Below are 26,036 nucleotides of genomic sequence, written 5' to 3'. Positions count from 1 at the left end.
CTCGCGGAGGCGTCGACATGGCAGTGCGAGTCGGCAGCGTGGAGCTGCCCAACCCGGTCATGACGGCATCCGGCACTGCCGGCTACAGCACCGAGCTCGGCTCGTACATGGATTTGGCGTCGCTCGGGGCGATCGTGACGAAATCGCTCTCGCCGTTTGCCTGGGCCGGCAACCCGGCACCGAGGGTGGTGGGCAGCGCGGCGGGGATGCTCAACGCGGTAGGGCTGCAGAACCCGGGAGTCGCCGAATGGGTGGATCACGAGCTGCCGCGCCTGGCCCGCACGGGCGCCCGGGTGGTGGCCAGCATCTGGGGCCGCACGGTCGCCGACTACGCCACGGCAGCAGCGGCGCTGGCCGGTGCCGGGCTGACGGCGCTGGAGGTGAACGTCAGCTGCCCGAACCTCGAAGGCCGCGGCCAGATGTTTGCCTGCGATCCGTCGGCCACGGCCGAAGCCGTCAGCGCTTCAACTGCTGCGGGCGTGCCGGTATGGGCGAAGCTCACGCCCAACGTCACCGACCTTGTCGAGATCGCCGAAGCTGCCGTGAGCGGGGGAGCCGAGGCTCTCACGCTCATCAACACCGTCTTCGGAATGTCGATTGACCCAGCTACGGCGCAGCCCACGCTCGGCAACGGCGGCGGGGGACTGTCGGGTCCGGCCATCCGCCCGGTTGCGGTGCGGGCCATCTACGACGTCCGTGCGTCGCTCGGCGGCGTGCCGATCGTGGGAGTCGGCGGGGTGGCCAAAGGGGAGCACGCAGTGGAGCTCATGGCTGCCGGCGCCAGTGCGGTACAGGTCGGCACTGCCTCGTTCTGGGACCCCAGGGCACCTCGCAGCGTGCTCAACGAGCTGCGGCGCTGGTGCGAGCGGCACGGTGTCCGCTCTGCAGCCTCACTGACGGGGCGCGCCCACCGGACTGCAACCGACGCAGGGGAGACCACGTGAACCCGCCAATTGCCACTGCACCGGCATCGGTCCTCGGGCGAGTCCCAGCGCGTGATCGCTTGGCCCTCGCGCTCGATGTGCCCGATCGCAACGCTGCCATGGCGCTCGTGGAGCGCTTTGGGGCCGACTTCGGCGTCATGAAGGTCGGTCTCGAGCTGTTCCTTGCCGAGGGCCCCGGGGTCGTCCGCGACATCGTGTCGGCGGGCAGCCGCGTGTTCTTGGACCTGAAGCTCCACGACATACCGAATACGGTGCAGCGCGCTGCTCGCTGCGCAGGCGAACTGGGAGTCTGGCTGCTTACGCTGCACACCCAGGGTGGGCCGGAGATGCTGGCCGCGGGCGCCCGTGGCTTGAGCGACGGTGCGGCCGCCGCACACCGCGGTGCTGCTGATGCAAGCGCCACGGCTGCCGACGCGAACCCGAGCGCCGAAGCGCCGATCGCACTCGGCGTCACCGTGCTCACTTCAGACGCAGACGCCCCATCGGATGTGCTGACGAACCGCGCACGGCTGGCCGAGCGAGCCGGCTGCGGCGGCGTCGTGTGCGCCGCAGCCGATCTTCCTGTCGTGAACGAGACGGTGCCGGGGATGCTCCGGGTTGTCCCGGGCATTCGCCCTGCCGGGGCGCCGTCGGCCGATCAACGCCGCGTCGCCACCCCGGCGTCGGCACTGGCGGCAGGCGCCGATGTGCTCGTCATCGGCCGAGCGGTCACCGCAGCGCCCGATCCGGATGCCGCAGCGGCAGCCATCGTCGCCGAGGTCGCAGCCGCCTTGGGTTCGCCGTAAGCCTCGCCGCCATCGAGCCCGGTGTCCCTAGGGCCTATCTGGCGTATAGCTACACTGCACCTCAATGAGTCCGCTGCCTGAACTGAGTGACGAGCAGCGTGCCGAGGCGCTGGCCAAGGCCAAGGAGGCCCGCGAGGTCCGCGCAAACGTCAAGCACCGGTTGAAGATGGGCCTGCTCACCTTCGACGAGTTGCTGGCCGAAGCCGACACTGTCGAGAACGTCGGCAAGCTCAAGGCACTCGCTGCCTTGGAGTCGATGCCCGGTCTCGGCAAGGTCAAGGCCCGCCGACTGATGGCTGAGATTGGCATCGCCGACAACCGGCGGCTGCGGGGTCTCGGCGAGACGCAGCGGCGCCGTTTGAGCGAGCATTTCGCACAGGATTCCGGCTGAGGGCCACGCGTTCTTGGGGACCTACTCGTCACTCCACAATTACTTTCCGCTCTTGTTCGCTCCGCTCACGGGCCGCTCGGGCCACGGCTTCGCCTGCCGGCTCAGCCTCTGAGGCGCGTGAAGACAGTCGCATGACCGACCCGGCGCCCAGCGGCGCTGCGAGTCATGGCGCGCCTGGGCGCGCACCGGGCGACAGTGCGCCTTGGGGCGTCACGCTGTACGTGGTGTGCGGGCCAGGCGGGGCTGGCAAGGGAACCATCGTGGCCGAGCTGGTGGCGCAGGACCCCACGCTGCTGCTGAGTAGATCGTGGACGACCCGCCCTCGTCGCGTCGGGGAGCCTGCCGAGGCCTACACGTTCGTGACGGCCGAGGAGTTCGACACCCGGATCTCAGCGGGCGGGTTCCTGGAGTGGGCGGACTTCTTTGAGTACCGCTATGGCACCCCGATGCCGCCGCCCGATCTCGACCGGGATCTGGTGCTCGAAATCGATGTGCAGGGTGCTGTTTCGGTGCGGAACCGTGATCCTGCCGCCTTGGTGATCATGGTGCTGCCGCCGAGCCGCGCCGAACAGGAGCGGCGCATGCGCCGCCGGGGCGATCCTGATGCAGATGTGGCACGCCGGCTCGCCAAGGCCGACGAGGAATTGCCCGTCGGCTACCGGATGGCTGATCTCATTGTTGTGAACCGGGACATCTCGAGCACGGTGTCGGAGATCGCCTCATTCGTGGAGCGCACCAGGTCCCGCCGGTAGCCTGCGACTTGCGATGACTGAGTCAACCGACACCATGATCACCCCAGGGCTTGAAGACTTGCTCTCCAAGGTCGACTCGAAGTTCACGCTGGTGAGCCTCGCCGCCATGCGCTCGCGGCAGATCAACTCGTATTACAACCAGCTCGACGGCGGCATCGGCTCGGTTGTGCCGCCGCAGGTTGCTTCGGTTGCCCGCAAGCCCTTGTCGATCGCATTCGAGGAGATCGACGCCGACAAGATCACGTTCGAGCGGTTCGACCCCGAAGAGCGAGCACGGCTGGAGGCCGAAGCGCTCGCCGCGGCGGAGGCTGACGCAGCCATGCTCGAAGTGGTTCCCGACCTCGAGGCCTGACTTGCCTGACGCTGCGGCGTCGCCGTTCGCCGGGCGCCGCGTGGTATTGGGCGTGAGCGGTGGCATCGCCGCGTACAAGGCAGTGATCCTGTGCCGGCTGATGGTGGATGCGGGCGCCCATGTGGCCCCGGTGATGACCGCAGCGGCGCAGCGATTCGTAGGCCGCGCAACGTTCGACGCCTTGGCCAGCGAGCGCGTGCAGACGTCGATCTTCGGCGAGGACGACCCGATCCCGCACACGACGCTGGGCCAGACGGCCGACGTGATGGTCGTAGCGCCCGCTACGGCACGTGTCATCGGCAGCTATGCCGCGGGCATCTCCGACGGTTTGCTCACCGCCACGCTGCTCGCCACGCGGGCACCTGTGGTGGTGTGCCCTGCCATGCACACCGAGATGTGGGAGCACGCCGCCGTGCGGCACAACATCGAGGTGCTGACCGGCCGGGGAGTGCACATGGTGGTGCCCGAGGCCGGTCGTCTCGCCGGCGGCGACATCGGCACGGGCCGCCTTGCCGAGCCGGCCACCATCTTCGAAGCCGTGGCCGAGGTGCTCGCTGAGCTGCCCGAACCAGACCCTGCCCGGCAGTCACCGCCGCCGCGCCGCGACTTCGTCGGCGTCAGCGTTACCGTCAGCGCCGGAGGCACCCGGGAGGCCATCGATCCGGTTCGCTTCATTGGCAACCGATCATCGGGCAAGCAGGGATACGCCATTGCCACTGCCGCTCGGGATCGCGGTGCAGAAGTGACCTTGGTTACCAGCGCCCCGCTGGAACCGCCTGAGGGTGTTCGGGAAGTGCGCGTCACCTCGGCAGCTGAGATGGAGGCCGCTGTGGCGTCGCATGCAGGTGCCGACGTGATCATCATGGCTGCGGCAGTGGCCGACTTCCGGCCTGCCGACGTAGCCCCGCAGAAGATCAAGAAGGGCAACCCCGCCGACAGCGCCGAAGCCCCCGTCATCGTGCTTGAGCACACTCACGACATCCTCGCCGGACTCGGGGCGGCAAAGCCACCGGGTCAGGTGCTGGTCGGCTTCGCCGCCGAGACCGCTGACGTACTCGACAATGCTGCGGCGAAACTGGCTCGCAAGAACCTCGATGTGATGGTGGCCAACGATGTCTCGGCGGCCGGCGCAGGTTTCGCGCACGACACCAACATCGTGACGATCCTGCTGGCCGACGGCACGGTGCGGCCGCTGCCGATCTGCTCCAAGCGCGAGGTCGCCGACGCCGTTCTCGATACCGTCGCCGAACTGCGCCGGTAGTTCTCTGCGCTGGCGCACCCTCTGCTGCGTCGCGACCTCGTTCGTCTAGCCTTGCCGCGCTGCTCCGAATGCCTGCAGCGACAGGCCCAGACCACCGACTGATCACGACCGAATCGGGAGCCACATTGAACCAGTGGACCTTCACCTCAGAATCGGTGACCGAGGGCCATCCGGACAAGATGGCTGATCAGATCTCCGACGCCATCCTCGACACCCTGCTCATGCACGACCGGGATGCCCGCGTGGCCGTCGAGACACTGGTCACGACGGGGCTGGTCGTCGTGGCGGGCGAGGTGTCTACCGAGGCCTACGTGGACATCCCACGGGTAGTCCGCGACACGATCATCGGGATCGGGTACGACCACGGCGAGCTCGGATTCGACGGCAACACCTGCGGCGTGATGATCGCGCTCGACGAGCAGTCGCCAGAGATCACCAAAGGCGTGTTCGGCGGCAAAGATCAAGGAGCCGGCGACCAAGGCATGATGTTCGGCTTCGCCTGCCGGGAGACCGAAGCGCTGATGCCGCTGCCGATCTATGTGGCTCACCGGATGGCCGAGCAGCTGACCGAGGCCCGCAGATCCGGCCGCATCCCGTACCTGCGGCCCGATGGCAAGACCCAGGTGAGCTTCGAGTACCACGACGGCGAGCCGGTCGCACTGCGCACCGTGGTCGTGTCGGCTCAACACCGGGAGGGGATCGAGATCGCGGCCATGATGCGCCCCGATCTTCTCGAGCACGTCATCGGCCCCACGCTTGGCGAACAGTTCGCCGAGGAAGACTTCGAACTGCTCGTGAACCCATCTGGCAGCTTCGTCAGCGGCGGGCCGGTCGCCGACGCCGGCTTGACGGGGCGCAAGATCATCGTTGACACCTACGGCGGCTATGCCCGTCACGGCGGCGGCGCATTCAGCGGCAAGGACCCGTCAAAGGTCGACCGCTCGGCGGCGTACGGCGCACGCTGGGTCGCCAAGAACCTCGTGGCGGCCGGGGCAGCAGACCGTTGCGAGATGCAAGTGGCCTATGCCATCGGGCGTGCCGACCCCGTCTCGGTGCTGGTGGAGACGTTCGGCACTGCAGAAGTCGATCCGGCGGCCATCTCGTCGGCAGTGGCTGAGGTGTTCGACCTGCGGCCAGCGGCGCTCGTGGCTGAACTGGAACTGCGACGTCCCATCTACAAGGCGACAGCGGCCTACGGGCACTTCGGCCGCGAACCTGACGGCGCGACATTCCCTTGGGAACGCCTCAACCGGGTCGACGAACTCAAGTCCGCGCTGGGTCTGTAGATCGCGGGCGCGACCGCGCCCCATCGAAGCACGACGAGATTCCGCATGGGCTGCGGGGATGCGAATGCGACGCTCGGTGCCCAGCCGAGGCGGGGCAGACTGCAGCGATGCAGCGGGCGGTGCAGGTGCTGGTTGACGAGCCAGCCATCGACCGCGAGTTCACGTACCTGCTGCCGCCGGAGCTGGTCTCAGGTCGTGTGCCGGTCAACGTCGGCACGATTGTGCGGGTGGTGTTCAACCGCCGTCGCCTGCGCGGTTGGGTCACCGGGCTGGACGCGACGATTCCTGGCGGTCGGGAACTGGCGCCGATCAGCAGCGTCGTCGGCGTCGGACCGCCGCCGCATGTAGTCGAGCTGGCGAGATGGGCAGCGCGGCGTTGGGCCGGCACTCAGGTTCACTTCTTGCGCACCGCGAGCCCGGATCGCGTCGTCAAGGGTCTGCCGACGAGCCGTCCGGTAAGTCTGCCGAACGTCGTCTCCGATGAGGGGGCCGACACTCCCGAATGGGTCAGAGACGCGTTCGCTGAGGCCGCCCCTGCGTCAGCCGGCGGTGGGCTGCCGGCCGTCGTTCGTCTCGGCCCGTGCGCCGACGAATGGCCGCTGGTGGTCGAGGCATTGCGCCACGGCCGTTCGCTCGTGCTCGTGCCCACTGCGGCGTGGGCGGCCAGGCTCGCTGGCAGGTTGCGTCAGACAGGCGTGTCGACTGCGCTCGCTCCACGCGACTGGCCGGGGGCAGCCTCGGCACATGTGGTCGTGGGGACCCGCGCCGGGGCATGGGCCCCGTGCGGCCGGCTCGATGCGGTCGTTGTGTTTGACGAACACGACGAGGCGTATCAGGGAGAGGCGGCACCCACATGGAATGCGCGTGATGCGGCCGTCGAGCGGGCCCGCCGCGACGGCGCCCGCTGCTTGCTGGTGGGGCCGATGCCCTCGCCAGACGCGGTGCTATCCGGGTCATCGGTCATCGCTGCCGCGAAGGCCGATGAGCGAGAGGCGTGGCCCCGAGTGCAGATTGCAGACCGGCGCCAAGACGACCCAGCGACGGGGGAGTGGTGCGGCGAAGCCCTCGCCGAGCTGCTGCGCAGCGACGGCACCGTGGTGTGCGTGCTGAACCGCACCGGTCGGGCACGTCTCGCCTACTGCGCCTCGTGCGGCGAGCTGGCGCGCTCGCGCCTCACCGGCCGTGCCCTGCGGCTGGAGAAACAGCAGTTCACCGACCCCGACAGCGGTGACGTCCGCCCCGCGGTGTGCGAGTTCTGCGGAGCGACGAAGTTCCGGCGTGCTCGGGTCGGGGTGAAGGGCGTCGCCGAGGAGATGGAGCGCTTGGCTCGCCGTGCCGTCACCCAGGTAGTCGGCGGCGCAGTGCCAGATGCAACCAGCGCCAGCGCCGGCCCCGGTGCTGCCGGCGCCGGCGTCGGAGCATCGTCCCGTCGCCAGCAACCGCGACCACAAGCGAGACAGCCAGCGCTCTTCATCGGTACCGAGGCGGTGCTGCACCGGGTGCCGTCGGCAGACACGGTTGCGTTTGTCGACTTCGACCAGGAGCTCACGGCGCCCCGCTACCGGGCCGGTGAAGAGGCCTTCGCACTGCTCGTGCGTGCGGCACGCTTGGTGGGCACGCGTTCGGGCAGCGGCAGCATCTTGGTGCAGACGCGGCTGCCTGATCATCCGGTCCTGGCAGCGGCAGCCGAGGCCGATCCCAGCGATTGGCTGCGTGCCGAGGTCGAGCGTCGTTCGGCGATGCGCCAGCCGCCCGCTGCGGCGTGGGCACTCGTGTCGGGAGCGGCGGCCCCGGGCTACGTCGAGAACCTGTCAGCCGGCTTGCACGCCGAGGTACTCGACATTGCGGGACCTGCTGACGGAACATGGCGCATCCGCAGCGATAACCAGAACGTGCTGCTGGATGCGCTGGCAGCCGCCGAGCGACCGTCGGGGAGGCTGCGGGTCGCGGTCGACCCGCTGCGAGCCTGACGGGCCGCGCGCGGGCGCGCCGGTAGCCTCCGAAATCCATGGCAGGCACGTTCGAGATCCGGCTGATGGGCGATCCGGTGCTGCGCCAGCGCGCCGCCGAGATCACCGACATCGACGGCCGCGTGGCGCGCATGGTCGACGACATGCTGCCGGCCATGTACGAGGCCGAGGGCATCGGCCTTGCGGCCCCGCAAGTGGGCATTCAGCGCCGTCTGTTCATCTTCGACCTCTATGAAGGTGGCGGCCCCCAGACGCTCATCAATCCCGAGATCGTCGAGAGCGACGGCGAGTGGACCTACACCGAGGGGTGTCTGTCGGTGCCTGGTCTGACCTTCGAGATCGTGCGTCCGAAAGAAGTTCACATCGTCGGACGTGACCTCGACGGCGACGAGGTGAGCATCGAGGCAGATGATCTGCTGGCGCGCCTGTTCCAACACGAACTGGATCATCTCGATGGCGTCTTGCTCGTCGATCATCTCGAAAAGGCCGAGCGCAAGGAGGCGCTGCGAGAGTGGCGAGTCCAGCTCGCGCAGCTGCAATCCGGCACCAACGGACCGGCCGACAGCGGCCCGGTCCCGCTCGTGGGCCGCAGTGCCGCGGGGGACTGAACACTTCCTGGCTGTCGCTCGCAACGTGTGCAAGGCGAAACCGCTGTCCGGAGTCCGGTCGCGCCGGACCGCCTCCGCGGGCAGGCCCGATCACAGGGCAATCTTCCCGTGACGTCTCCCGGTTTGCCGCTGCCGCCAGCACGGCCACGCCGGATCGCCTTCGCTGGCACTCCGGATGACGCAGTGCCGGCATTGCAGGCGCTCGCCGAAGCTGGGTTTGAGATCCCCGTCGTGGTGACGGGCGCGCCGCGTCGTCGCAGTCGCCGTGGCAGCGACACCCCGAGTCCGGTTGCCGCTGCTGCCGAAGAGCTGGGCCTGCCCGTCAGCCACGACCCGTCCGACCTCGCGGGTTGCGGCGCCGACTGCGCTGTCGTGGTGGCCTACGGGCAGCTCATCGGTGAGGAACTGCTGGCGGCCACACCCATGCTCAACCTGCACTTCTCGCTGCTGCCGCGCTGGCGGGGCGCCGCTCCGGTCGAGCGGGCGCTGCTGGCTGGCGACGACCGCACGGGCGTGTCACTCATGGCGCTGGAAGCGACGCTCGACACCGGACCCGTCTACTGGCGCCACGAAGTGCCCATCGGACCGGCCGACACTGCAGCAGAGCTACGCAACCGGCTTGCTCAGGAAGGTGCTCAGCACCTCGCAGGCTCGCTCGCCGGGGGCCTCGGCATGCCCCAATCCCAATCGGGCGAGCCGACCTATGCACGCAAGCTGACCCCCGCGGACCGCCAGATCGATTGGTCCCAGCAGGCGGTCTTCATCGACCGCCAGATCCGCGTCGGCGGCGCGTGGACCACGCTCGAGGGCGAGCGCTTCATCATCCGAGTGGCGGCCGTACAGCCAGGCGAGGCTGTGGCACCGCCGGGGACACTGGTGGACGATGCGATCGCGGCGGGCGACGGCCTCATCCTCCTGCGCACCGTCCAGCCGTCAGGCCGAGCAGCGCTCGATGCCCAGGATTGGTTGCGCGGCGCTCGGCTGCCGGCCGCCGCTCGCTTCGGCTGACCACCGGACGCGATGCGCCGTTCCACGGGTCGGCTGCCGAGCCGGACAGTCGCATCGCCGATCCGTCTCGTAGCGTGGTCGGATGCGCATCGGGCTGATCTCGGACACGCACATTCCTGAGGCGGCGCCCGAGCTGTGGCCCGAGGCCTACGCGGCCATGGAGGGCTGCGATGCCATTCTGCATGCGGGCGACATCTACGACATCTCGGTAGTCGACCACCTCAACGAGATAGCACCCACCTGGGCGGCCCGCGGCAACGGCGACGACGGATCGTCAGGGCGAGACGTGCAGCCCGGCCATCCATTGCTGGCCAACGCCTGGGCGCACACCTTCGACGGCGTGCGGGTCGGCCTCACCCACCACCTGCCGGTACCCGAGATGTCCTTCTACACCGTGGCCGATGCGGTTGAACGGCACTTCGGCGCCGACGAGCGGCTCGACGTGTGCGTGTACGGAGATACGCACGTCCACCGCATCGACACCCTGTCGGACGTGCTGTGCGTCAACCCGGGATCGCCCACGTTCCCCCGTAACCTCAGCGCCCAGCTCGGCACTGTCGGCTATCTCGACATCGAAGACGGGGTCGCCACACCGTCGCTGTGGCAGCTCACCCCTGACGGTCTCGAACCCACCGAATCCTGGGACCGCGAGATCTGATACGGCTTGGAGGCCAGCCCGGGAGTCAGCGGCATTCCTTGGCCAGCGTCGAGAATCTTGCCGTCTCTTCTCTCGCCTGTTCAATGACGGACTTGTAGTCGAGCAGGGTCCAAGGAGCAGCTCGCCGCTGATCCGACTAGGGCCTAGGGGCCGAGGAGGGCTGCAGGGATCACGGCGATGCCGTCGGAGCGGCGGTAGGCGGAGGTCCCCGTAGTGACGACGGCGGCGTCGAGGAGGTCGTCGCCGATCTCGCCGCGCAGCCAGTCCAGATGGCGCAGGTCCTTGCCGCTCACGGTGCGGGACAGCTTGGTCTCGATGGCGACGACTCGGTCATCGGGCCGCACGACGATGAAGTCGATTTCTCGGGTGTTGCCCTGTTTGCGGAAATGGCATACGGAGGCTTCTGAGGCTTGGGCATAGACCCGGAGGTTGAGCGCGATCAGCGATTCGAACAGGTGGCCGAGCAGCGATCCGTCACGGGCGATGGGCGGCCCCGCGGATTGCCCGTCGAGCAGGGCATCGGCGTCTATGCCCAACAGCGTCGCCGCCAGCGCGGGGTCGGCCAGATGGTGTTTCGGTCCGCCGGTGAGCTTCGCCAGGCGATTTCTGGTGGGTGCCCATGCGGGGACCGGGTCGAGGATCCAGAGTCGCTCAAGGGTGGTGCTGTAGGGGACAGTCGCCTGTCGGCTGGGCTTGTCTCCCCGCCCGCTGGTGGCGGCGTCGCGGATGGCCTCATAGGAAGCAGTGCTAGAGGACGCAGCGGCATAGGCGGTCATCCACTGCTTGAGGCCGCTCGGGTTTCTGACCGTGTGGCCAGCGTCGGCGAAGTCGGTGTCGATGATGCGGTTCACGTAGCCGCTGAGCGAAGCCCTGGTGCCTCGGCGCGATGTGTGGGGCATGCCGGGGAACCCGCCCGTGGTGATCGCCTCGACATAGTCGTCGAGCTTGGCTTCTGTCTGGCCGTATATGTCGGGGCGCAAGCCGGCCAGCAGGGCCGACAGGCTGACGGTCGGCTCTTGGAATATTGGCCTCCACCACCGTTCGGCCAGAGCCATGGGCCGCATTCGGACGCTGACGATGCGTCCCGCCCCCGAGTGGGTGGGCCGAGTGGAGGGCGACGCCGATCCGGTGAGGATGAACCGGCCGGGACGACGGTCGTCGTCGACGGCGCGCCGGACGATGTCCCACGAGGGAGGAAAGCGCTGCCACTCGTCGATGACGGTGAGTCCCGGTGCCGCTGCCAAGCGCTGAGGGTTCGCCGCGATGGCTTCCAGCGCGTGGGCGTCGTCGAGTTTGAAGACCGTGTCGGCTCGCTGGAGTGCGGTGGTGGTCTTTCCCACGCCGCGCGGCCCGTCCAGACTGACGGCGCTCAGATCGAGGAGCAGTTCGTCGAGTTCGCCGTCGACGACTCTCCACGAGTAGGCATCTGCATTGCTGGCCGGACTCATCTCGATGAACGATATCAGGCCACTCACCTGTATATTACAGAATATCCACTTCCAAAAGTCAAATATATCCAGCAGCTACAGTACAAAATCTCCAGTTCTGGTGCGCAAGGGCGGACTCGAAGCGGACGCCATCGTCCACCGCCGCTCCGGCGGCACCTGGATCGCTGTCGAGGTGAAGCTCGCAGGCCCCACCTGGCTAGTGAAGCTGGTCGCGCCGTTGTGGGCTGTGCTGCTGATCTCTGGGTTTGTGTCGTTCCGGCGGTTCACGAAGCGATACCGGGCCGAGTTGGGCCAGTGACCTACCGGGACAACACCGAGCGGCTCGAGGGCATCGACACTGGGGCCCCGGTGTCGGCGCCCGCCCGTTTAGTCAAGGAGCTGTCGGCAGGACGACCGTGAAGCGGGCGCCGCCTGAGGGGGAGTCCTCGACGGTGATGCGGCCGCCCGACTCGGTGATGAGGGCGCGCACCACCGCGAGACCCAGCCCGCTGCCTCCGGCGTCACGGTGGCGGGCCTCTGAGAGCCGGGCGAAGCGCTCGAAGATCCGGTCGCGGTCAGCCTCGTCGATGCCGGGCCCGTCGTCGTCGATGCTCAGCACCGCCTCGTAGCCCGTCGCCGAAGCAGGGTCGGGGCTGGGGCGGGTCGTCAGACTCACCGCGACGCGCTCGTGGGCGTGGCGGGCCGCATTGTCGAGCAGGTGGGCGACGATGCGACTGGCGTCCTCGCGTGTACCGGCCACCCTGCCGGCAGAGACAGCGGTCACGTCGACCGGCACAGCCCGGCGTCTGGCGGCCTCGTCGAAGACGACGTCGTCGAGATCGATCGCCTCGGTCGAAGCCCGGCTGCGGTCCTCGTCGTGGCGGGCCAGGATCAGCAGGTCGTCGACGATGCGCTGCATCCGCTCGGCTTCGACGAGCACGCCGGCTGCGAGATCGGCCGCCGGGACGCCGTCAGAACTGCGCAGGGCAACTTCGGCTTCGCTGCGCAGCACCGCAACCGGCGTTCGCAGCTCGTGGGAGGCGTCCGACACGAACTGCCGCAACCGGGTGTCGCTGCATTCGAGCCGGTCGAGCATGGCGTTCATGGTGGCTGCCAGCCGGTCGATCTCGTCGCCGCTGTGGGGCTGGGGGACTCGCTCGCCCAGGGTCCCGGCGTTGATCCGCCGCACCCGCTGAGTGATGCGTTCCACCGGTCGGAGCGCCCGTCCGGTGAGCAGCCAGGCCACCGCTGCGGTTGCCACCAGTGCCAGCGGAGTCGCGAGCCACATGCTGGAGCGCAGGCGGTCCACGCTGAGCGCCACGCCGCTCGTGTCGGCCGCCACCACGAAGTCGAAGCCGCCGACACTGCGAGTGGCGAACGCGATGCGCTGGTGCCCGGCGAACCACTGGTCGTCGAAGGGCGCAGGCGTCCCGTCGTCCTTGAACGCCTCAGGCCCCAAGCCGCCGGTCTTGTACAGCAGGTCGCTGAGGCTGAACAGCGTGATCACCGGACCGATAGCAGAGCCGGGCGCGAGCAGGGTTGCACTGGCGCGATCCCGGTGCGAGAAGGTCGCGACGGCACCGTTGGTCATCGCAACCGGCACGCCGGCACTGCGCGAGGAACCGGTGGCATCCAGCAGGCCGTCGAGGTGCCCGCGGCCGTCGAGGCGGGCCAGCGCCTCGTGGATGAACAGCGCCTCGTTGGCCAGCATGCGCGCCTCGTCGGGGTCGAAGCCGCGCATCTCCACCTCGAGCGGGCCGGCGTGCTCGAGGCTGCCCGCCGACTCTGCGGCGGCTTCGACGAAACCGGGCACGCCCGCGGCTCGCTGTGCCATGAGGTCGGCCAGAGCTTCGGTGTCCAGCGACTGCGACTCGATGACGTCGTCGAACACGTCGTCGAGCAGTGCTCGGCCCATCCGCCCGGGTGCGATGAGCGTGACGGGGATCAGCACCAGCGCTGCGGCCAGCCCGACCAGCACCGTCATCCGGGTCCGCACTGTCACCGAGCGGCGCGCCCGCATCGCGCTGCCCCTGCCCGGGAACTTCGGTCGTCGGTCGGATGCTGCGGTTTCCCCGGTCATCTCGTCACTTGGTAGCCGACGCCGCGGACAGTGCGGATCGAGTCGGTGCCGAACGGGCGGTCGATCTTGCGTCTCAGGTAGCCGATATAGACCTCGACGATGTTGGGGTCGCCGTCGAAGTCGAAGCCCCACACGGCGTGGAGCAGCTCCTGCTTGGGCACCACCCCGGGGGAACGGCTCATGAGCGCATGCAGCACTGCCAACTCCCTGGGCGTCAGCTCGATGTCGGCGTTGCCTCGCGAGCATTCGCGGGTACGAGGGTCAAGTCTCAGGTCCCCCACTTCCAGGGCAAGCGACGGCTGCGCCTGCCCGCGGCGCATCAGCGTCCGCAGCCGTGCCACCAGCACTACCAGCGAGAACGGCTTGCGGAGGTAGTCATCCGCGCCCAAGTCGAAGGCGTCGGCTTCGTCGTACTCGCCTTCCTTCGCGGTCAGCATCAGGATCGGCACCCAGTTGTCCTCGGATCGCAGCGTGCGGCAGACCTCGTAGCCGTTCATGCCGGGCAGCAGGATGTCGAGCACTACCGCCTCGTAGCGTCCCTCGCGGGCACGCCACAGGCCGTCGAGACCGTCGTGCACCGCATCGACGCTGAAACCCTCGGCTTCGAGACCGTGCTGGACGGCGGCTGCCAGCCGCTGCTCGTCTTCGACAACCAGGATTCGCACACCGCGAGTCTGTCTCAGCCGGCGCGGGCTGCGATTCGTCACCCTGAGAACGCTCTCAGCCGCTCTCAGGCTCCTTTCAGCGTCGGGCTGTCACGGTGGGCGTCGACTCAGCACGGGCCGGACAGTCCGACCCGACGAGAACCCAGCCACAACCCCACCACAGCTAGGAGACAGAACATGTCGGTTATCGATCACCACCCCCCAGCGAGCACCGGGCCACGGGCCGCTGCGGACCTCAGGCGCCGCGAGCGTCTGCTCCGCAGCGCAGTGTGGGCCGCCGCGGTCGCCGCCGTCACGCTGCTGGCACTGCTGATCATCAGCTGGGCCGCTACCCCGGCCGCCGCAGGCGACAGCACCCCGCCGCCGGTGCCTTCCATCGGCGGCGCAGTCGAAACGCCTGAGCCCGAGCCGTCCGGACCCGAGGTGACCTACGCCGAGTGCGTGACGGCAGCGTTCGCCGCGTTCGGCCCGCCCGAGGAGGCTTCCAGTGCCGGCAGCCCGACAGGCGACACCACCGGCGATGCGCCCGACCCGCTCAAGACAGCCGGCACAGCCGACGGCGACCGGACGATCCCCGACCCCGACGGCACACCCGAAGTGCATCCGAACAGCCCCGCCCACGAATGGTGCACCGAGGACTGCCCGCAAGACGAGCAGTGCCGCAGGCCCACCGAGTTCACCATCGTCCGCGACGACAACGTAGAGACGATCAGCTTCGAGAACCCCGAACCCGAAAGCGACCCGGCCCCCTAGCCCTCGCATTCGACCCCCTGAGGCCTCCCCCTTGGGTCGGGCTGTCCCCCCGGCCCGGCCCAAGGGGGAATGTCGCGCGCTGAGTCGCCCCAGCCGGTCCCGAAGCTTGATGCAGCCAGCGCTCTCGGACTGAAGATGATGCATGAAGATGATGCATACTGAGCCGATGAGAATCCGGGTGGGCCTGACAGCTGCGGCTGCGTTGTTGTCAGTGGCGGCGCTGTTGGCACCTCCCGTTGCCGCGGAGCCCGCGGGAGGGTCGGCGACACAGCCGCATGTCCCGGAGGATTGTGTCGGAGAGGCATTCACGGGGGCGGTCGACAGGAGCGTCGTGCAACCAGATGTCTGCGCCACGGTGCCGGCAGGCGAGTCCGCTCCCCGCCGCAGCGTCCGTGAGCCGGTGCTCGCCCGCAAGCATCCATGGGCCGTTTCCGCGGACATCCCGCGTGCTGCGGTGTTCACCGCTGTGTCGGCAGGTGCCGATCACTCGTGCGGGCTGCTGATCGGTGGCGAGGCCGTTTGCTGGGGCGTCAACGATGTCGGGCAGCTGGATGCGCCCGCAGGCTCGTTTGTCACTGTGTCGGCTGGCACCGTCCATTCGTGCGGGCTGCGCGAGGGCGGTGAGGTTGTCTGCTGGGGGGCCGATGTTCTCGGGTTGCTCGATGTGCCGGACGGCTCGTTCGTCGCAGTGTCGGCTGGCACCGTCCATTCGTGCGGGCTGCGTGCGGGCGGTGAGGTTGTCTGCTGGGGCGTCAACGATGTCGGGCAGCTGGATGTGCCGCAGGGCTCGTTCATCGCCGTGTCGGCCGGCTGGGAGCATTCGTGCGGGCTGCGTGGGGGCGGCGAGGTCGTCTGCTGGGGTGACAACCTCCTCGGGCAGTTGGATGTGCCGCAGGGTTCGTTTGCCGCTGTGTCCGCCGGTGCCTTCCATTCGTGCGCGCTGAGCGTGGACGGCGCGATCGTCTGCTGGGGGGCCGGTGTCGTCGGGCAGTCGGGTGTGCCGCAGGGTTCGTTCGCAGCCGTGTCTGTCGGCCTCTTTCAGTCGTGTGGTGTGCGCGTCAGCGGTGAGATCGTCTGCTGGGACATCGACGGCGTCGGGCAACTTGCTGCGCCCAAAGGCTCGTTTGCCGCTGTGTCCACCAGCGGCTTCCATTCGTGCGCGCTGAGCGTGCACGGCGTGGTCGTCTGCTGGAGTCTCAATGATGCCGGGCAGCTGGATGCGCCGGAGGGTTCGTTCACTGCCGTGTCCGCCAATGACGATCATTCGTGTGGTGTGCGCGTCAGCGGTGAGGTCGCCTGCTGGGGCGACAATGGTGCAGGCCAATTGGATGCGCCCGAGGGCTCGTTCACCGCTGTGTCGGCTGGCTTCTGGTATTCGTGCGGTCTGCGCACTGGCGGTGAGGTCGTCTGCTGGGGGGACGAGCGCTACGGGCGGCTTGATGCGCCGGAGGGTTCGTTTGGCGCTGTGTCCGCCGGCGCCTTCCATTCGTGTGGTGTGCGCATTGGCGGTGGGGTCGTTTGCTGGGGCGACAACGGCGACGGGCAGTTGGATGCGCCGGAGGGTTCGTTTGTCGCCGTGTCGGCCGGCGGCTCCCATTCGTGTGGTGTGCGCATTGGCGGTGGGGTCGTTTGCTGGGGCGACAACGGCGACGGGCAGTTGGATGCGCCGCAGGGTTCGTTCACCGCTGTATCGGCTGGCTTCGGATATTCGTGCGGGCTGCGCATTGGTGGTGAGGTTGCCTGTTGGGGTGACAACTTCTATGGGCAGTTGGATGTGCCGGAGGGTTCGTTTGTCGCCGTGTCGGCCGGCGGCTCCCATTCGTGTGGTGTGCGTGTGGACGGCGGCGTTGTCTGCTGGGGTCTCAACGATGCCGGGCAGCTCGATGTGCCGCAGGGTTCGTTCACCGCCGTGTCTGTTGCCTTCGGGTATTCGTGCGGGCTGCGCGTCAGCGGTGCGGTCGCCTGCTGGGGCTATTGGCGGTCGGACCCGAGAATTGGCGCCGAAGCCTGAACAAGAGGCGACTATTGGGTCGGCGGACCGGGCACGGTGATGAAGGCCCGGACCCGGTCGCCCTTGCCGCCTGCGTTCTGAGCGCGCACCCAAACCCGGTAGGTCGCCCCGGCCTGCAGGTTGCGCCAGGTGGTGGTGGTCTTTGGGGCCTTGACCTTGCGGTTCTTGCCCTTGCCGCTGTCCTGATTCCTCAGGTGCACGATGTAGTTCTCGGGCGCGTCGCCGGATTGGGGGGCCTGCCAGGTCACGTCAATCGCGCCGTTTGCGGTGAGCGACAGCACTAAGCCCTGTACCGGGCCGGGCACTGCCACGGTGTCCAGCGGCTGCTCCGTCGCCTGCTGCTGTTCGGAAGCCGGCTCCGGCGGTTCCGGCTCGGGCTCCTGGACATTCAGGATGGGGGGCGGGGTGCTGTCCGTCACTGTCACGGTCAGCGACGGCGCCGTCACGCCGAGGTACACGGTGCCCCGGCCAACGGTCACTCGGTGGCTGATGGTGACGCTCTCGTCGTCGGCATCGGCGTCGGCTTCACCGGACACGGTGAAGCTCTGGGGGTCGTCCCAATTGTGTGAACCGAAGACTGCCGACGCCGGGCTGACGCTGACTGCACCCTCGTCAGCGCTGCTCGGCGTAATGGTCACGTCGCCGACTGGAGCGGCGTCCAGGACCACGGTGTAGGTGGCGGTGCCGCCTTCGGGCACGTCCAGCGTGCCACGGCTGACCGTCACCCCGGCTGTGTCGTTGTCCCGGATGGTGATCTGGGCTGTGTCCTTGCCGCTGCCCTCGGTCGCCCAGCCGGAAGTGTCAGCGGTCACGATGACGGTGAGGATCTTGTCGTCCTCGACATGGCCGTCGTCGATGGTGACGATGTCGACCTCCGCAGTACGGCTGCCCTGGGGGATGGTGGCCGAGCGGGCGAGCCTGCCCACGTCGGCGTTGGAGGCGTCACGGCCGTCGCGGTGCCAGCCTCGCTTCAAGGCGAACTTCACGCCGTCCTCCGGCGCCGCCTCACTGAGGGTGATGGTCACGGTGGCGGTCTCGCCCTCGACGACGCTGGCCGTGGCAGTGACCGAGTAGGTCCCATCCGCCTTCGCCGGCTGTTGTTCCGACGAGGCGGCGGGCTGGCTTCCGGCTGCGCCTGGCATCTGGCTGCGCTGGTCGGCCACGCTGATCCCGAGACGCTTCAGGGCGGGGTACTGGGCGGACGTGCCGAAGTCCCACGGGTCATCGGCGCTGCCGTCGCCGTCGAGGTCCACGTTCCAGGAGGCGTACAGGCCGGTGTAGCCCGTGGGCCCCTGCAGCTCGGCGGTGGTCTTGCCGTCGCCGTCGCCGCTGCGCCAGCTCACGCCGGTGGTCTGGGTGTCCCAGTAGCTGGCTGTGGTGGGGGTAATCCGGACGTAGTGTTCGAAGTTCTCGACGGGATAGGCCGCCAAGCCGCCTGCCGCCTGGGCGCCCGACAGGTTGCCGACGGCGTAGCTGGCGGTGATGGGCCCTTGGTTGAAGCCCACCAGCCCGCCGACCAGAATGCCGGTGCCGGACACATCGCCGCTGGCGTAGCTGGCGACGATGCTGCCATAGTTCACGCCCACCAGCCCGCCCACCTTCACTGCGGTGCCACCCGACACATCGCCCCCGGCATAGCTGCCCTTGACGCTGCCGAGCAAGAGTCTCCCCACCAGCCCGCCGATGAATTCGTTGCCGCCGGTCCCGTCTGCGGACACCTGGGCCGTGGAGTAGCCGTCCACAATGGATCCAGACGTTTGCTGCCCCACCAGCCCGCCCACGCTGGACCCGCCCGACACCTCGCCGGTGGTGTAGCTGCCGGTGATCGCTCCGCCCTGACTGGTGGTGCCGGCCAGCCCGCCGACGTTCTTCGTGCCGGTGACGTCGACCGACTCGAGTCCCAAGTTGCGGACAACCGATGAGCACACGCAGGCGAACAGCCCGGCGTTGGAGCTGGTGGTGTCGACGAACAGGTTGCTGATCGTGTGGCCGTTCCCCTCGAACACGACGTGTCGGCCGTGCCTGCCGCTGAACCGGTCGACAGGCGTCCAGCCCTTGCCTGCGTTCCAGTAGGTGTCCCCGGCCCCGGCGTTGCCGTCGCCGTCAGTGTCGAAGTCGAGGTCGGCGGTCAGCTCGTAGCCGTTGCAGCCCGCAGCAGGGCAGCCCATGCCGGTCGCCGCGCCACCGAAGGCGGCAGCATGGCCGGCGGCGGTGGCGGCACCGTCGCCGTCGCCGTCCCAGCGGATGGCGTTCAGCTGCGCCAGGCTGCACACCTCGATGAGCCGGTCATTGTCGATGTCGTAATCGCCGCCGGCCGGCACCGCGCACGCGCTGCTCTGCGGTTGCGACCGATGTCCCGACAGCACCTGCTGATACTGCGGCACCGGCTGGGCGCCTCCCGGCTCGATTCGGGCCGCAGCCTGCTGACGTGCGGCAGCGGGTGCCGGCAGCAGCATCGCAGTCATGCCGACCGTCACAGCGGTCAGCAGGAGCAGCGGCTTGCGTGAAAGGGACCGCCGTGCGGTCAGGCCGGGTCCCCGACGATGTTCAGAGGCGCCGAATAAGGGGGGGGGGGGGGTCGCATGCCCTGCGCGCCGCCGCTGCTGTTCCGGTTCGACATTGCCACCCGAGTCGCCCTCGTCTGCTTCGTTCGCCAGCCTGTGCCGCGAGCACGCAGGTTCCCGGCTGAAGTCATCTCGCTACCAGTACCACTACGTGCTGTGGCCGGCAACCTCGATCTTCAAGCGATGCCGGCCGGGCGGCAATATACACACGCGGACGCCCGCCGGCGCGGACGCCGCCGCGGATGTGGGACCGTCGGGAAGTTCGTGTAACCGGGCGTGATCCGAGGGTCCGCAGCCTCGCCGAGTGTCACAGGCCGAGGCCGAGGCCGCGCCCGGGCGCATCGCGTTGGCGGATCGGTCCGGCGAGCGCTTCGTTGCAGGCCCGGACGCGTTCATCCCAGGTGTCGAGCAGCCCTTCGGAAACGCCCCACTGGCGGCATGCGTCGGCGGCCAGCGCCCCGATGGCGAGCGCAGCGTCGCAATGGTCACGCAGATGGTCTTCTGAGGGCAGGTGTTGACCTCTGAACCCGAGTGGCCTATATTGATGAGGCCCTTCAGTGCTGTTCTGGAGGGAAGACGTGAGTCCCGGAGTGCCGGCCCGAGGACTTGCCGCAAGGCGAGTCGACTAGGGCGGGAGCCGGGGCTTTCGCATGTCTGGTCAGCCGTTCGTCACCTCGATGGTCCCCGCGTCGGCGAGTCGATCGAAGTGTTCGCTTTCGCTGCCCAGCAGGAACTCAGAGGCGATGCCGCAAGCGGCGTCGGCGGTCCACAGCAACGGCTCAGACTTCGACCGCCAGTCGTAGCTGAACGGGACACCGCTGGCGGCGAAGGTGTCCAGCAGGGTGTCTTGGTCGCGTTGATCGGTCGCTTCATCGCCGGACTCGATGATCAAGTGCGAGACACCGTCGCTGGCCAACTGGCGAGCATGCACAGCGAGCAGGTCCCGGCGCGCTTCAACCTGGTGGCGCCGCCCTACTGAACGCCACAGCACCGATGCCAACGCGCCCGACTCTTCCAGCACGGCTGCCATCCGTCCGATCGCCTCACGACCCTCGCTGCGGTAGTGAAAATGCGAGGTCCGTCCGCCGACGACGTTCTCTACGCGTTCGCGAACATCCGGCCAGTCGAAGATCACGACGGCAGCGACGATGTAGTAGATGCCGCCGCCGGCTTCCGGCGATGACTCGTCGATGACAGCAACCAAGTCGCCGTGGATCGGTTTGCCATCGCTGAGTCTCGTCATTGGAGTGGCTCGCTGTTCCTCGCTGCTGGGAATGCAGGCTGGGCCAGTTCAGCCTGCGATGTACGGCCACGTGGAGTCGTGCTCGCAGGGCAACCACATACCGGTGCCGACGGCGGGGTGAGGTTATGTGGTGAGGATGCCTCGGGCTTCGGAGTTCGCGTAGGGCACTTCGCGCGCGGCCCCGGCCTTGGTCGTGATGGCTACGTCGGTGTGGGGTGGTCGTGTGGGGTGCGGCGCCAGTGGCTGATCAGGGGGACTGTGCGGCGTAGCACGGCGCGCAGCGTGAGCGTCCACGCCACGACCGCAGCGGCGAGGGCGGCGTAGCCCCATCCGGGGATCTGGGCGAGCTCCAGCCAGGAGCGCAGCCCGGTGGTCATGATCGCTACGAGCAAGGCGACGCTGGCGACGACGAGCGCGGCGGGCCGCCAGTCGGCGTGGAGGGGCTGGCCTGGGGCGGTGAAGAAGCGAATGGGGGGCTGCAGGAACAGGATGGTCAGCAGCCCCGTGAGGATGAGAAACACGACCAGGGTGGTGCGGCCGAGGATGGCGGCGACTTCCGGTGCGCTTGCCTGGTCGGCGCCGAGGGCGAAGCCGACGATGCTGTCGAAGCGGCCGTCGAAGAGCTGCAGGCCGTGCCTGGTGATGTAGTAGGTCGCGACGAACACGGTGCCGCCGTAGAAGAGGTTCACCAAGGCCACGGGCATCACGAAGCGTGTGAGCTCCGCGGCGTCGACGGTGCGGGCTCGCTCCGGCCGTGCCCACAGCGCAAGCCCGACGGTAGGGATGGTGATGGTGATGAGGCCGTAGATGGTCTGGGCGCCTGCGGAGAACGGGAACACCTGGTTGACGATCATCATGGCCACGGCGACCATCCCGAGCGTCGCGGAGCGGGCGACGGTGAGCCGCAGGATGTCGCGCATGCCTGAGACAATGCGACGCCCCTCGGTGATGGCGGGCCTGACGGCGGCGAACGAGTCGTTGAGCAGGACGAGGTCGGCGGTGCCCCTGGCTGCGCTGCTGCCGGACTCCATGGCGATGCCCACATCTGCGGCGGTGAGTGCGAGCGTGTCGTTGACGCCGTCGCCGATCATGGCGACGTAGCTGCCGCCGTCTCGCAGGGCGGTGACGAGGCGCTCTTTCTGGTGCGGGGCGATGCGGCCGAAGACATCGGCTCGGCGGGCTGCCGCGGCGAACTCGCTCTCGTCGAGCTCGTCGAGTTCGGGGCCCGAGACAACGGCGAGATCTTCTGGCAGGCCCACCTGGCGAGCCAGTGCCGCGACCGTGTCGGGGCTGTCGCCGGAGATGATCTTGAGGGCGACGCCATCGTCGAGCAGCCCGCTGACGGTCTCGCGGGCGTCGTCACGCAGCTCGTCAGCGAACCCCACCAGGGCGAGCGGCTCGAGCGGGGGCAGCGCCGGTCGGCCCTCATGGTCGTGCAGCGCGTCGGTGCCGTGGCCGGCGGCGAAAAGCAGCACACGGTGACCGGCCGCGGTCCACTGGTCGATGGTGTCGCGCCCCTCGAAGCCGGCGGGCATGTGCGGCTCGAGCGCTTCGGGGGCGCCCAGCACGTAGGAGGCGCCGCCGAAGGACGCCGCGCTCCAGCGGTTGGCCGACTCGAAGGGAACCTCGTCGGCCAGTGCCTCGATCCGACCGGGAAATGCTGCACGCAGCGCACCGGTGGTCGCGTTGGCGCTGGTGACGCTGTTCGCGAACGTGCCGAGCACCTCGGCCACGGCCTCCCGAGAGCGGCCGTCATCGGCGGCCTGCCCTGCGGCCTGCCCTGAGCCCGTCTGCTCACCGACGGGCTCCATGGCGGCGAGCTGCAGCCGGTTGGCGGTGAGCGTGCCGGTCTTGTCCGAGCACACCACATCGACATGGCTGATCGACTCCAGCGCGTTGAGCTGCTGCACGAGCAGGTCATGGCGGGTGAGCCGGGCGGCGCTCATCGAATAGGTGACGACGAAGATCAAGAACAGGCCGACGGGCACGATGGCGGCGGTCACTGTGGCGGTCTCGACCACGCGCACCGCCGAGGTCTCCGAGACGATGCCCTGGGCGACGAAGAGCAGGCCGAAGAAGGCGGCGGCGGTGATGAGCACCCGCAGCACGTCGTCGACGAGGCGCTGGAGCGGGGTCTTGGCAGCGGTCGACCCCTGCGCCGCCGCGGTGAGCGAAGTCGCCAGCGAGTCGTTGCCGACCCGTGTGGTGAGCGCCGACGCGGTGCCGCTGATGCAGAACGTGCCCGAGTGGAGCTCGTCGCCGATCCGCTTGGCGACCGGCTCGGACTCGCCGGTCAGCAGCGACTCGTTCATCGTGACCGGTCCGCCCTCGATCAGCATGCCGTCCGCGACGATCTGCTCGCCGGGGCCGACGACCACGATGTCGTCGAGCACGACGCCGGCGGGGCTGATGTGCACATCGCGCCCGTCGCGGCGCACGGTGACCGTCGGCGTGGAGAGGATGGCGATGCGATCGAGCCGGCGCTTGGCGCGGATCTCCTGAAAGCTGCCGATGGCCACGATGGCGATGATGAAGCTCAGGTTGATGACGCCGTCGCGTGTGCGTCCCATCGCGACCAGCGCGGTTCCCAGCACCAGCAGGACGATGTTGACGGAATTGAGCGTGTTGGCGACGAGGATGTCTTTGATGCTGCGAGTGGTGTGCGCGGTCGCCGCCGCGTTGGTGCTGCCCGCTGCTGTGCGCTCGCGCACGTCGGCTTCGGTGAGACCGGTGCGGGCATCAGCCATGACGGGGTTGCTGGACACGTGCGCGGGCGGTTTCCTCAGGTTCGGCGGATGACCTGGCGCCACCACCGCCAGCGGGCAGCGGCGTAGGCCATGGCCTCGTCGGTGAGCAGGAGCCGGGTGGAGTTGCCGGTGCGAACGTAGAAATCGGCTGATCGCTGGCCGCCCGACGGGTTGGCGAACACCGCCCGGGCGTGCGGGCGGACGTCGATGCGGGCGACACGGTGAGGGCCGCATCTGGGAAACGAGACCGTGACCGACGCCAGCACCGAGCTTCCCAGCGCGGATTCGAGCATGTCGGTCAGCCAGAGCTGGTAACGGTCGAGATCGGGCTGCTTCATGTGCCCGAGGTCGGCGTCGAGCCCGACCGGCTCGGCGTCGTCGCTGACGCCGATCAGCAGCGTCCCGCCGCTGCTGTTGAGAAAACCGGCGACAGTCTTGGCCACGGCGAATTCGACCTTGGGGTCTCGGCCGCCGGTGTGGATGTTGTGGCGCGCTGTCTGCTTGAATTCCACCCGATCTGACTCGCCCGCCTCGATGATGTCCTCGACCGGCGTGGCCGATTGGCCGCCCAGCCGCGAGGCCACCAGCGCGTAGATCGCGAGCACCCCGATCGAGCCCCCGAGGGCCGACGCCGCCGACAGCAGGGTGAACTCGAACGCCCCGCTGCCCCGGAACACCGACAGCAGCGTGGTGCCCACGCCCGCGCCGACGATCCCGACCAGGATGGTCGCAGCCCACGACAGCGAGATCCGCTTCCACAGCACGAGACGGGCTACCGACCCCAGCACGAGGCCGCCGAACAGCAGCCCGATCCAGCCCAGCCCGCCCGACATCAGCGGTGGCCGCCGACGGCGTCGCCGCGACCGCTGGCGGTGAGGCTCACTGCAGCACTCACGGTGCCAACGCGACTCTGCATCGCATCAGGCCCATGTTACTTTCGCTGCCCTATGTGTCCGGCGTCGCGACTTGGGGATCGTCCTCGGCCGCCGCGGCTCCGACGCATGCTCGGTCGCCGTCACGACTGGCGGCTGAAGATCCCCAGCGTGCGCATCCTGCGGCCCCACCGCGGCTGGATCGGCCCGTTGCTGGTGCTAGTGACGACGTTCGTGTCGATGATCGCGGTATCGGGCGGATCGGGTCCGCAGGGCACCGCATCGGTCTCCGGCCTCACGATCGGCGCGGCGTCGATGACGCTGATGGCGTGGAGCTTCGTCCTGGCGGTTCGCATCCCGTTAATCGAACCCATCTTCGGCGGTCTCGACAGCGCCTATCGCGTGCACCGCTGGGCCGGTGCGCTGTCGATCCCGATGATGCTGTTCCACGCCGGTTCCGCCGAGGTCGCAGACGGGTTTCTCGAACTGTCCCGCTCGGCGTCGGACACCGGCCTTGCGCTGGCCAGCGCCGCGCTGATCATGGGCATTGCGCTGTTCGTGCTCAGCATCTTGAGATGGATGCCTTACCGCTGGTGGCGGCTCACGCACAAGCTGTTCGGTGTCGTCTATGTCTTCGCGGCCTGGCACATCTACACCGTGGAAAAGCCCTATCAGAACTGGTCGGGGTGGGGCACGTACCTGAACGTGATCATGGCTGCGGGGCTTGTCGCGTTCGCCTATCGGGTCATCGTGCGCGACATGTTCCGGCGGGGGCTGCGTTACCGGGTCGTGTCTGCCGCCCGGGTCGGCACCGCCACCGACCTGGTGCTTGAGCCGATGGGCAAGGAACTCGACTACCGGCCTGGGCAGTTCGCGGTCATCAAGGTGCAGAAGCAGGGCCTGTCCGAACCGCATGTGTTCACGGTGGCGGCACCGCCCCGGTCGGGGCATCTGCGTTTTTTCATCCGTCGGCTCGGCGACTGGACGGCGAAGCTCTATGACGCCGATCTCACCGGAGTCGAAGTGCTCGTAGAAGGCCCCTACGGCACCTTCGAGGCTCTCAAGGAAGGCGGCCCCACCGTCTGGGTGGCTGGCGGCGTGGGGATCACCCCGTTCCTGTCCAACTCCACTGTGCTGCCGGCCGATTCGCCCGATCCTCCGGTGCTGTTCTACTGCGTGCGCAGCCGGCAGGACGCCATGGGCATCGAACTGCTCGACCAAGCCCACCGCGACGGCAAGATCGAGCTGTGCATCATCGCGTCTGCCGACGGGCAGCGGTTCACCCGCTCGACGCTCGCCGAGCACTTCGGACCCGGGGGTCTCAAGGGCGGCCATGTTGCGCTCTGCGGCCCCAAGAGCCTGATCGTCTCAGCCGAGAAGGCCAGCCGGAAGCTGGGCGCCGCATCAGTCGAGACCGAAGACTTCGACTTCCGCCAAGGGCTCGGCCCCGACCTCCCCGGCCTGCCGCGCGACAGCACCAGCCGGTGAGGCTGGGCTGGTGAGATTCAGCCGCTGACGCATCGGCCTTCGACGACGGCTTCATCGGCCCGCCGTCCATGTTCGACGTCGACGAGTTCCGCGGTGTGCGTGGCAGCACCGCCGACCGCGGCGAGCACACCGACGAGGTGCTGGCGACCCTCGCATAGCGATCCGCCCCAC

Annotated in this window: 23 protein-coding genes; 16 read left to right on the top strand and 7 right to left on the bottom strand. The window is 68.6% G+C overall.

Annotated features, from left to right (window positions below):
• The first annotated feature begins 17 nt into the window (after positions 1-17).
• From ACOGI8_RS11475 to ACOGI8_RS11425, 11 genes are all read left to right on the top strand, one after another.
• Positions 18-944 carry a dihydroorotate dehydrogenase gene (locus tag ACOGI8_RS11475; protein WP_419853935.1) on the top strand — a complete coding sequence of 309 codons (927 nt, stop codon included), beginning with the start codon at positions 18-20 and terminating at the stop codon, positions 942-944.
• Entirely contained in the window at positions 941-1,729 is a 789-nt protein-coding gene (gene pyrF / locus ACOGI8_RS11470) for an orotidine-5'-phosphate decarboxylase (protein ID WP_419853934.1), read from the top strand. The genes ACOGI8_RS11475 and pyrF overlap by 4 nt, the downstream gene beginning before the upstream one ends.
• A 64-nt stretch (positions 1,730-1,793) precedes the next feature.
• Entirely contained in the window at positions 1,794-2,120 is a 327-nt protein-coding gene (gene mihF / locus ACOGI8_RS11465) for an integration host factor, actinobacterial type (RefSeq protein WP_419853933.1), read from the top strand.
• Between the two features lie 131 nt (positions 2,121-2,251).
• The gene (locus tag ACOGI8_RS11460; protein ID WP_419853932.1) at positions 2,252-2,872 is read left to right on the top strand and encodes a guanylate kinase; all 621 of its coding nucleotides are present in this window, start codon (positions 2,252-2,254) and stop codon (positions 2,870-2,872) included.
• A gap of 13 nt (positions 2,873-2,885) precedes the next feature.
• A complete protein-coding gene (gene rpoZ / locus ACOGI8_RS11455) occupies positions 2,886-3,224 on the top strand; it encodes a DNA-directed RNA polymerase subunit omega (RefSeq protein ID WP_323672173.1) in 339 nt (112 codons plus the stop codon).
• Positions 3,225-3,264: 40 nt separating this feature from the next.
• Positions 3,265-4,485 (top strand): bifunctional phosphopantothenoylcysteine decarboxylase/phosphopantothenate--cysteine ligase CoaBC, encoded by a 1,221-nt coding sequence (gene coaBC, locus ACOGI8_RS11450; protein ID WP_419856404.1) that lies wholly within the window; start codon positions 3,265-3,267, stop codon positions 4,483-4,485.
• Positions 4,486-4,610: 125 nt separating this feature from the next.
• Positions 4,611-5,771, top strand: coding sequence for a methionine adenosyltransferase (gene metK, locus ACOGI8_RS11445; protein ID WP_419853931.1), 1,161 nt, complete (start codon positions 4,611-4,613; stop codon positions 5,769-5,771).
• Positions 5,772-5,878: 107 nt separating this feature from the next.
• Positions 5,879-7,741 carry a hypothetical protein gene (locus tag ACOGI8_RS11440; protein ID WP_419853930.1) on the top strand — a complete coding sequence of 621 codons (1,863 nt, stop codon included), beginning with the start codon at positions 5,879-5,881 and terminating at the stop codon, positions 7,739-7,741.
• 38 nt (positions 7,742-7,779) lie between these two features.
• Positions 7,780-8,349, top strand: coding sequence for a peptide deformylase (gene def / locus ACOGI8_RS11435; RefSeq protein ID WP_419853929.1), 570 nt, complete (start codon positions 7,780-7,782; stop codon positions 8,347-8,349).
• Between the two features lie 108 nt (positions 8,350-8,457).
• Positions 8,458-9,357, top strand: a complete 900-nt coding sequence (locus ACOGI8_RS11430) for a methionyl-tRNA formyltransferase (protein ID WP_419853928.1) — start codon at positions 8,458-8,460, stop codon at positions 9,355-9,357.
• 82 nt (positions 9,358-9,439) lie between these two features.
• Positions 9,440-10,015 carry a YfcE family phosphodiesterase gene (locus ACOGI8_RS11425; protein ID WP_419853927.1) on the top strand — a complete coding sequence of 192 codons (576 nt, stop codon included), beginning with the start codon at positions 9,440-9,442 and terminating at the stop codon, positions 10,013-10,015.
• A 143-nt stretch (positions 10,016-10,158) separates the two neighbouring features.
• On the opposite strand, the gene ACOGI8_RS11420 is transcribed toward ACOGI8_RS11425, so the two are convergent.
• The gene (locus ACOGI8_RS11420; protein ID WP_419853926.1) at positions 10,159-11,490 is read right to left on the bottom strand and encodes an ATP-binding protein; all 1,332 of its coding nucleotides are present in this window, start codon (positions 11,488-11,490) and stop codon (positions 10,159-10,161) included.
• Positions 11,491-11,563: 73 nt separating this feature from the next.
• Between ACOGI8_RS11420 and ACOGI8_RS11415 the strand changes: the two genes are divergently transcribed.
• Positions 11,564-11,761 (top strand): hypothetical protein, encoded by a 198-nt coding sequence (locus ACOGI8_RS11415; RefSeq protein ID WP_419853925.1) that lies wholly within the window; start codon positions 11,564-11,566, stop codon positions 11,759-11,761.
• Positions 11,762-11,833: 72 nt separating this feature from the next.
• On the opposite strand, the gene ACOGI8_RS11410 is transcribed toward ACOGI8_RS11415, so the two are convergent.
• Both ACOGI8_RS11410 and ACOGI8_RS11405 read right to left on the bottom strand, forming a co-directional pair.
• A complete protein-coding gene (locus ACOGI8_RS11410; protein WP_419853924.1) occupies positions 11,834-13,522 on the bottom strand; it encodes an ATP-binding protein in 1,689 nt (562 codons plus the stop codon).
• Positions 13,519-14,187, bottom strand: a complete 669-nt coding sequence (locus ACOGI8_RS11405) for a response regulator transcription factor (protein WP_419853923.1) — start codon at positions 14,185-14,187, stop codon at positions 13,519-13,521. The genes ACOGI8_RS11410 and ACOGI8_RS11405 overlap by 4 nt, the downstream gene beginning before the upstream one ends.
• Before the next feature lie 177 nt (positions 14,188-14,364).
• Here ACOGI8_RS11405 and ACOGI8_RS11400 point away from each other — a divergent pair, with 177 nt between their 5' ends.
• On the top strand, positions 14,365-14,940 hold the full coding sequence (locus tag ACOGI8_RS11400) for a hypothetical protein (protein WP_419853922.1): 576 nt from the start codon (positions 14,365-14,367) through the stop codon (positions 14,938-14,940).
• A 331-nt stretch (positions 14,941-15,271) separates the two neighbouring features.
• Positions 15,272-16,951, top strand: a complete 1,680-nt coding sequence (locus ACOGI8_RS11395) for a hypothetical protein (RefSeq protein ID WP_419853921.1) — start codon at positions 15,272-15,274, stop codon at positions 16,949-16,951.
• Between the two features lie 11 nt (positions 16,952-16,962).
• On the opposite strand, the gene ACOGI8_RS11390 is transcribed toward ACOGI8_RS11395, so the two are convergent.
• Entirely contained in the window at positions 16,963-19,416 is a 2,454-nt protein-coding gene (locus ACOGI8_RS11390; protein ID WP_419853920.1) for a fibronectin type III domain-containing protein, read from the bottom strand.
• A gap of 403 nt (positions 19,417-19,819) precedes the next feature.
• Between ACOGI8_RS11390 and ACOGI8_RS11385 the strand changes: the two genes are divergently transcribed.
• Complete coding sequence (locus ACOGI8_RS11385) at positions 19,820-20,020, top strand: hypothetical protein (protein ID WP_419853919.1); 201 nt, start codon at positions 19,820-19,822, stop codon at positions 20,018-20,020.
• 153 nt (positions 20,021-20,173) lie between these two features.
• Here ACOGI8_RS11385 and ACOGI8_RS11380 read toward each other — a convergent pair whose 3' ends face one another.
• The 3 genes from ACOGI8_RS11380 to ACOGI8_RS11370 all read right to left on the bottom strand — a co-directional run bounded on the left by ACOGI8_RS11380 (position 20,174) and on the right by ACOGI8_RS11370 (position 24,338).
• Positions 20,174-20,758, bottom strand: coding sequence for a hypothetical protein (locus ACOGI8_RS11380; protein WP_419853918.1), 585 nt, complete (start codon positions 20,756-20,758; stop codon positions 20,174-20,176).
• A gap of 200 nt (positions 20,759-20,958) precedes the next feature.
• Entirely contained in the window at positions 20,959-23,505 is a 2,547-nt protein-coding gene (locus tag ACOGI8_RS11375; protein ID WP_419853917.1) for an HAD-IC family P-type ATPase, read from the bottom strand.
• A gap of 35 nt (positions 23,506-23,540) precedes the next feature.
• Positions 23,541-24,338: an RNA-binding domain-containing protein gene (locus tag ACOGI8_RS11370; protein WP_419853916.1), complete on the bottom strand. Its 798-nt coding sequence runs from the start codon at positions 24,336-24,338 to the stop codon at positions 23,541-23,543.
• Between the two features lie 168 nt (positions 24,339-24,506).
• Between ACOGI8_RS11370 and ACOGI8_RS11365 the strand changes: the two genes are divergently transcribed.
• On the top strand, positions 24,507-25,865 hold the full coding sequence (locus ACOGI8_RS11365; RefSeq protein ID WP_419853915.1) for a ferric reductase-like transmembrane domain-containing protein: 1,359 nt from the start codon (positions 24,507-24,509) through the stop codon (positions 25,863-25,865).
• The last annotated feature ends 171 nt before the right edge of the window (positions 25,866-26,036 follow it).

Origin of the sequence: Candidatus Poriferisodalis sp. (assembly GCF_965204195.1) — a bacterium.
Lineage (GTDB): Bacteria > Actinomycetota > Acidimicrobiia > Acidimicrobiales > Poriferisodalaceae > Poriferisodalis.
The sequence above is the reverse complement of the archived record's forward strand: the minus strand, read 5'-3'. Positions and strand labels throughout refer to the sequence as shown.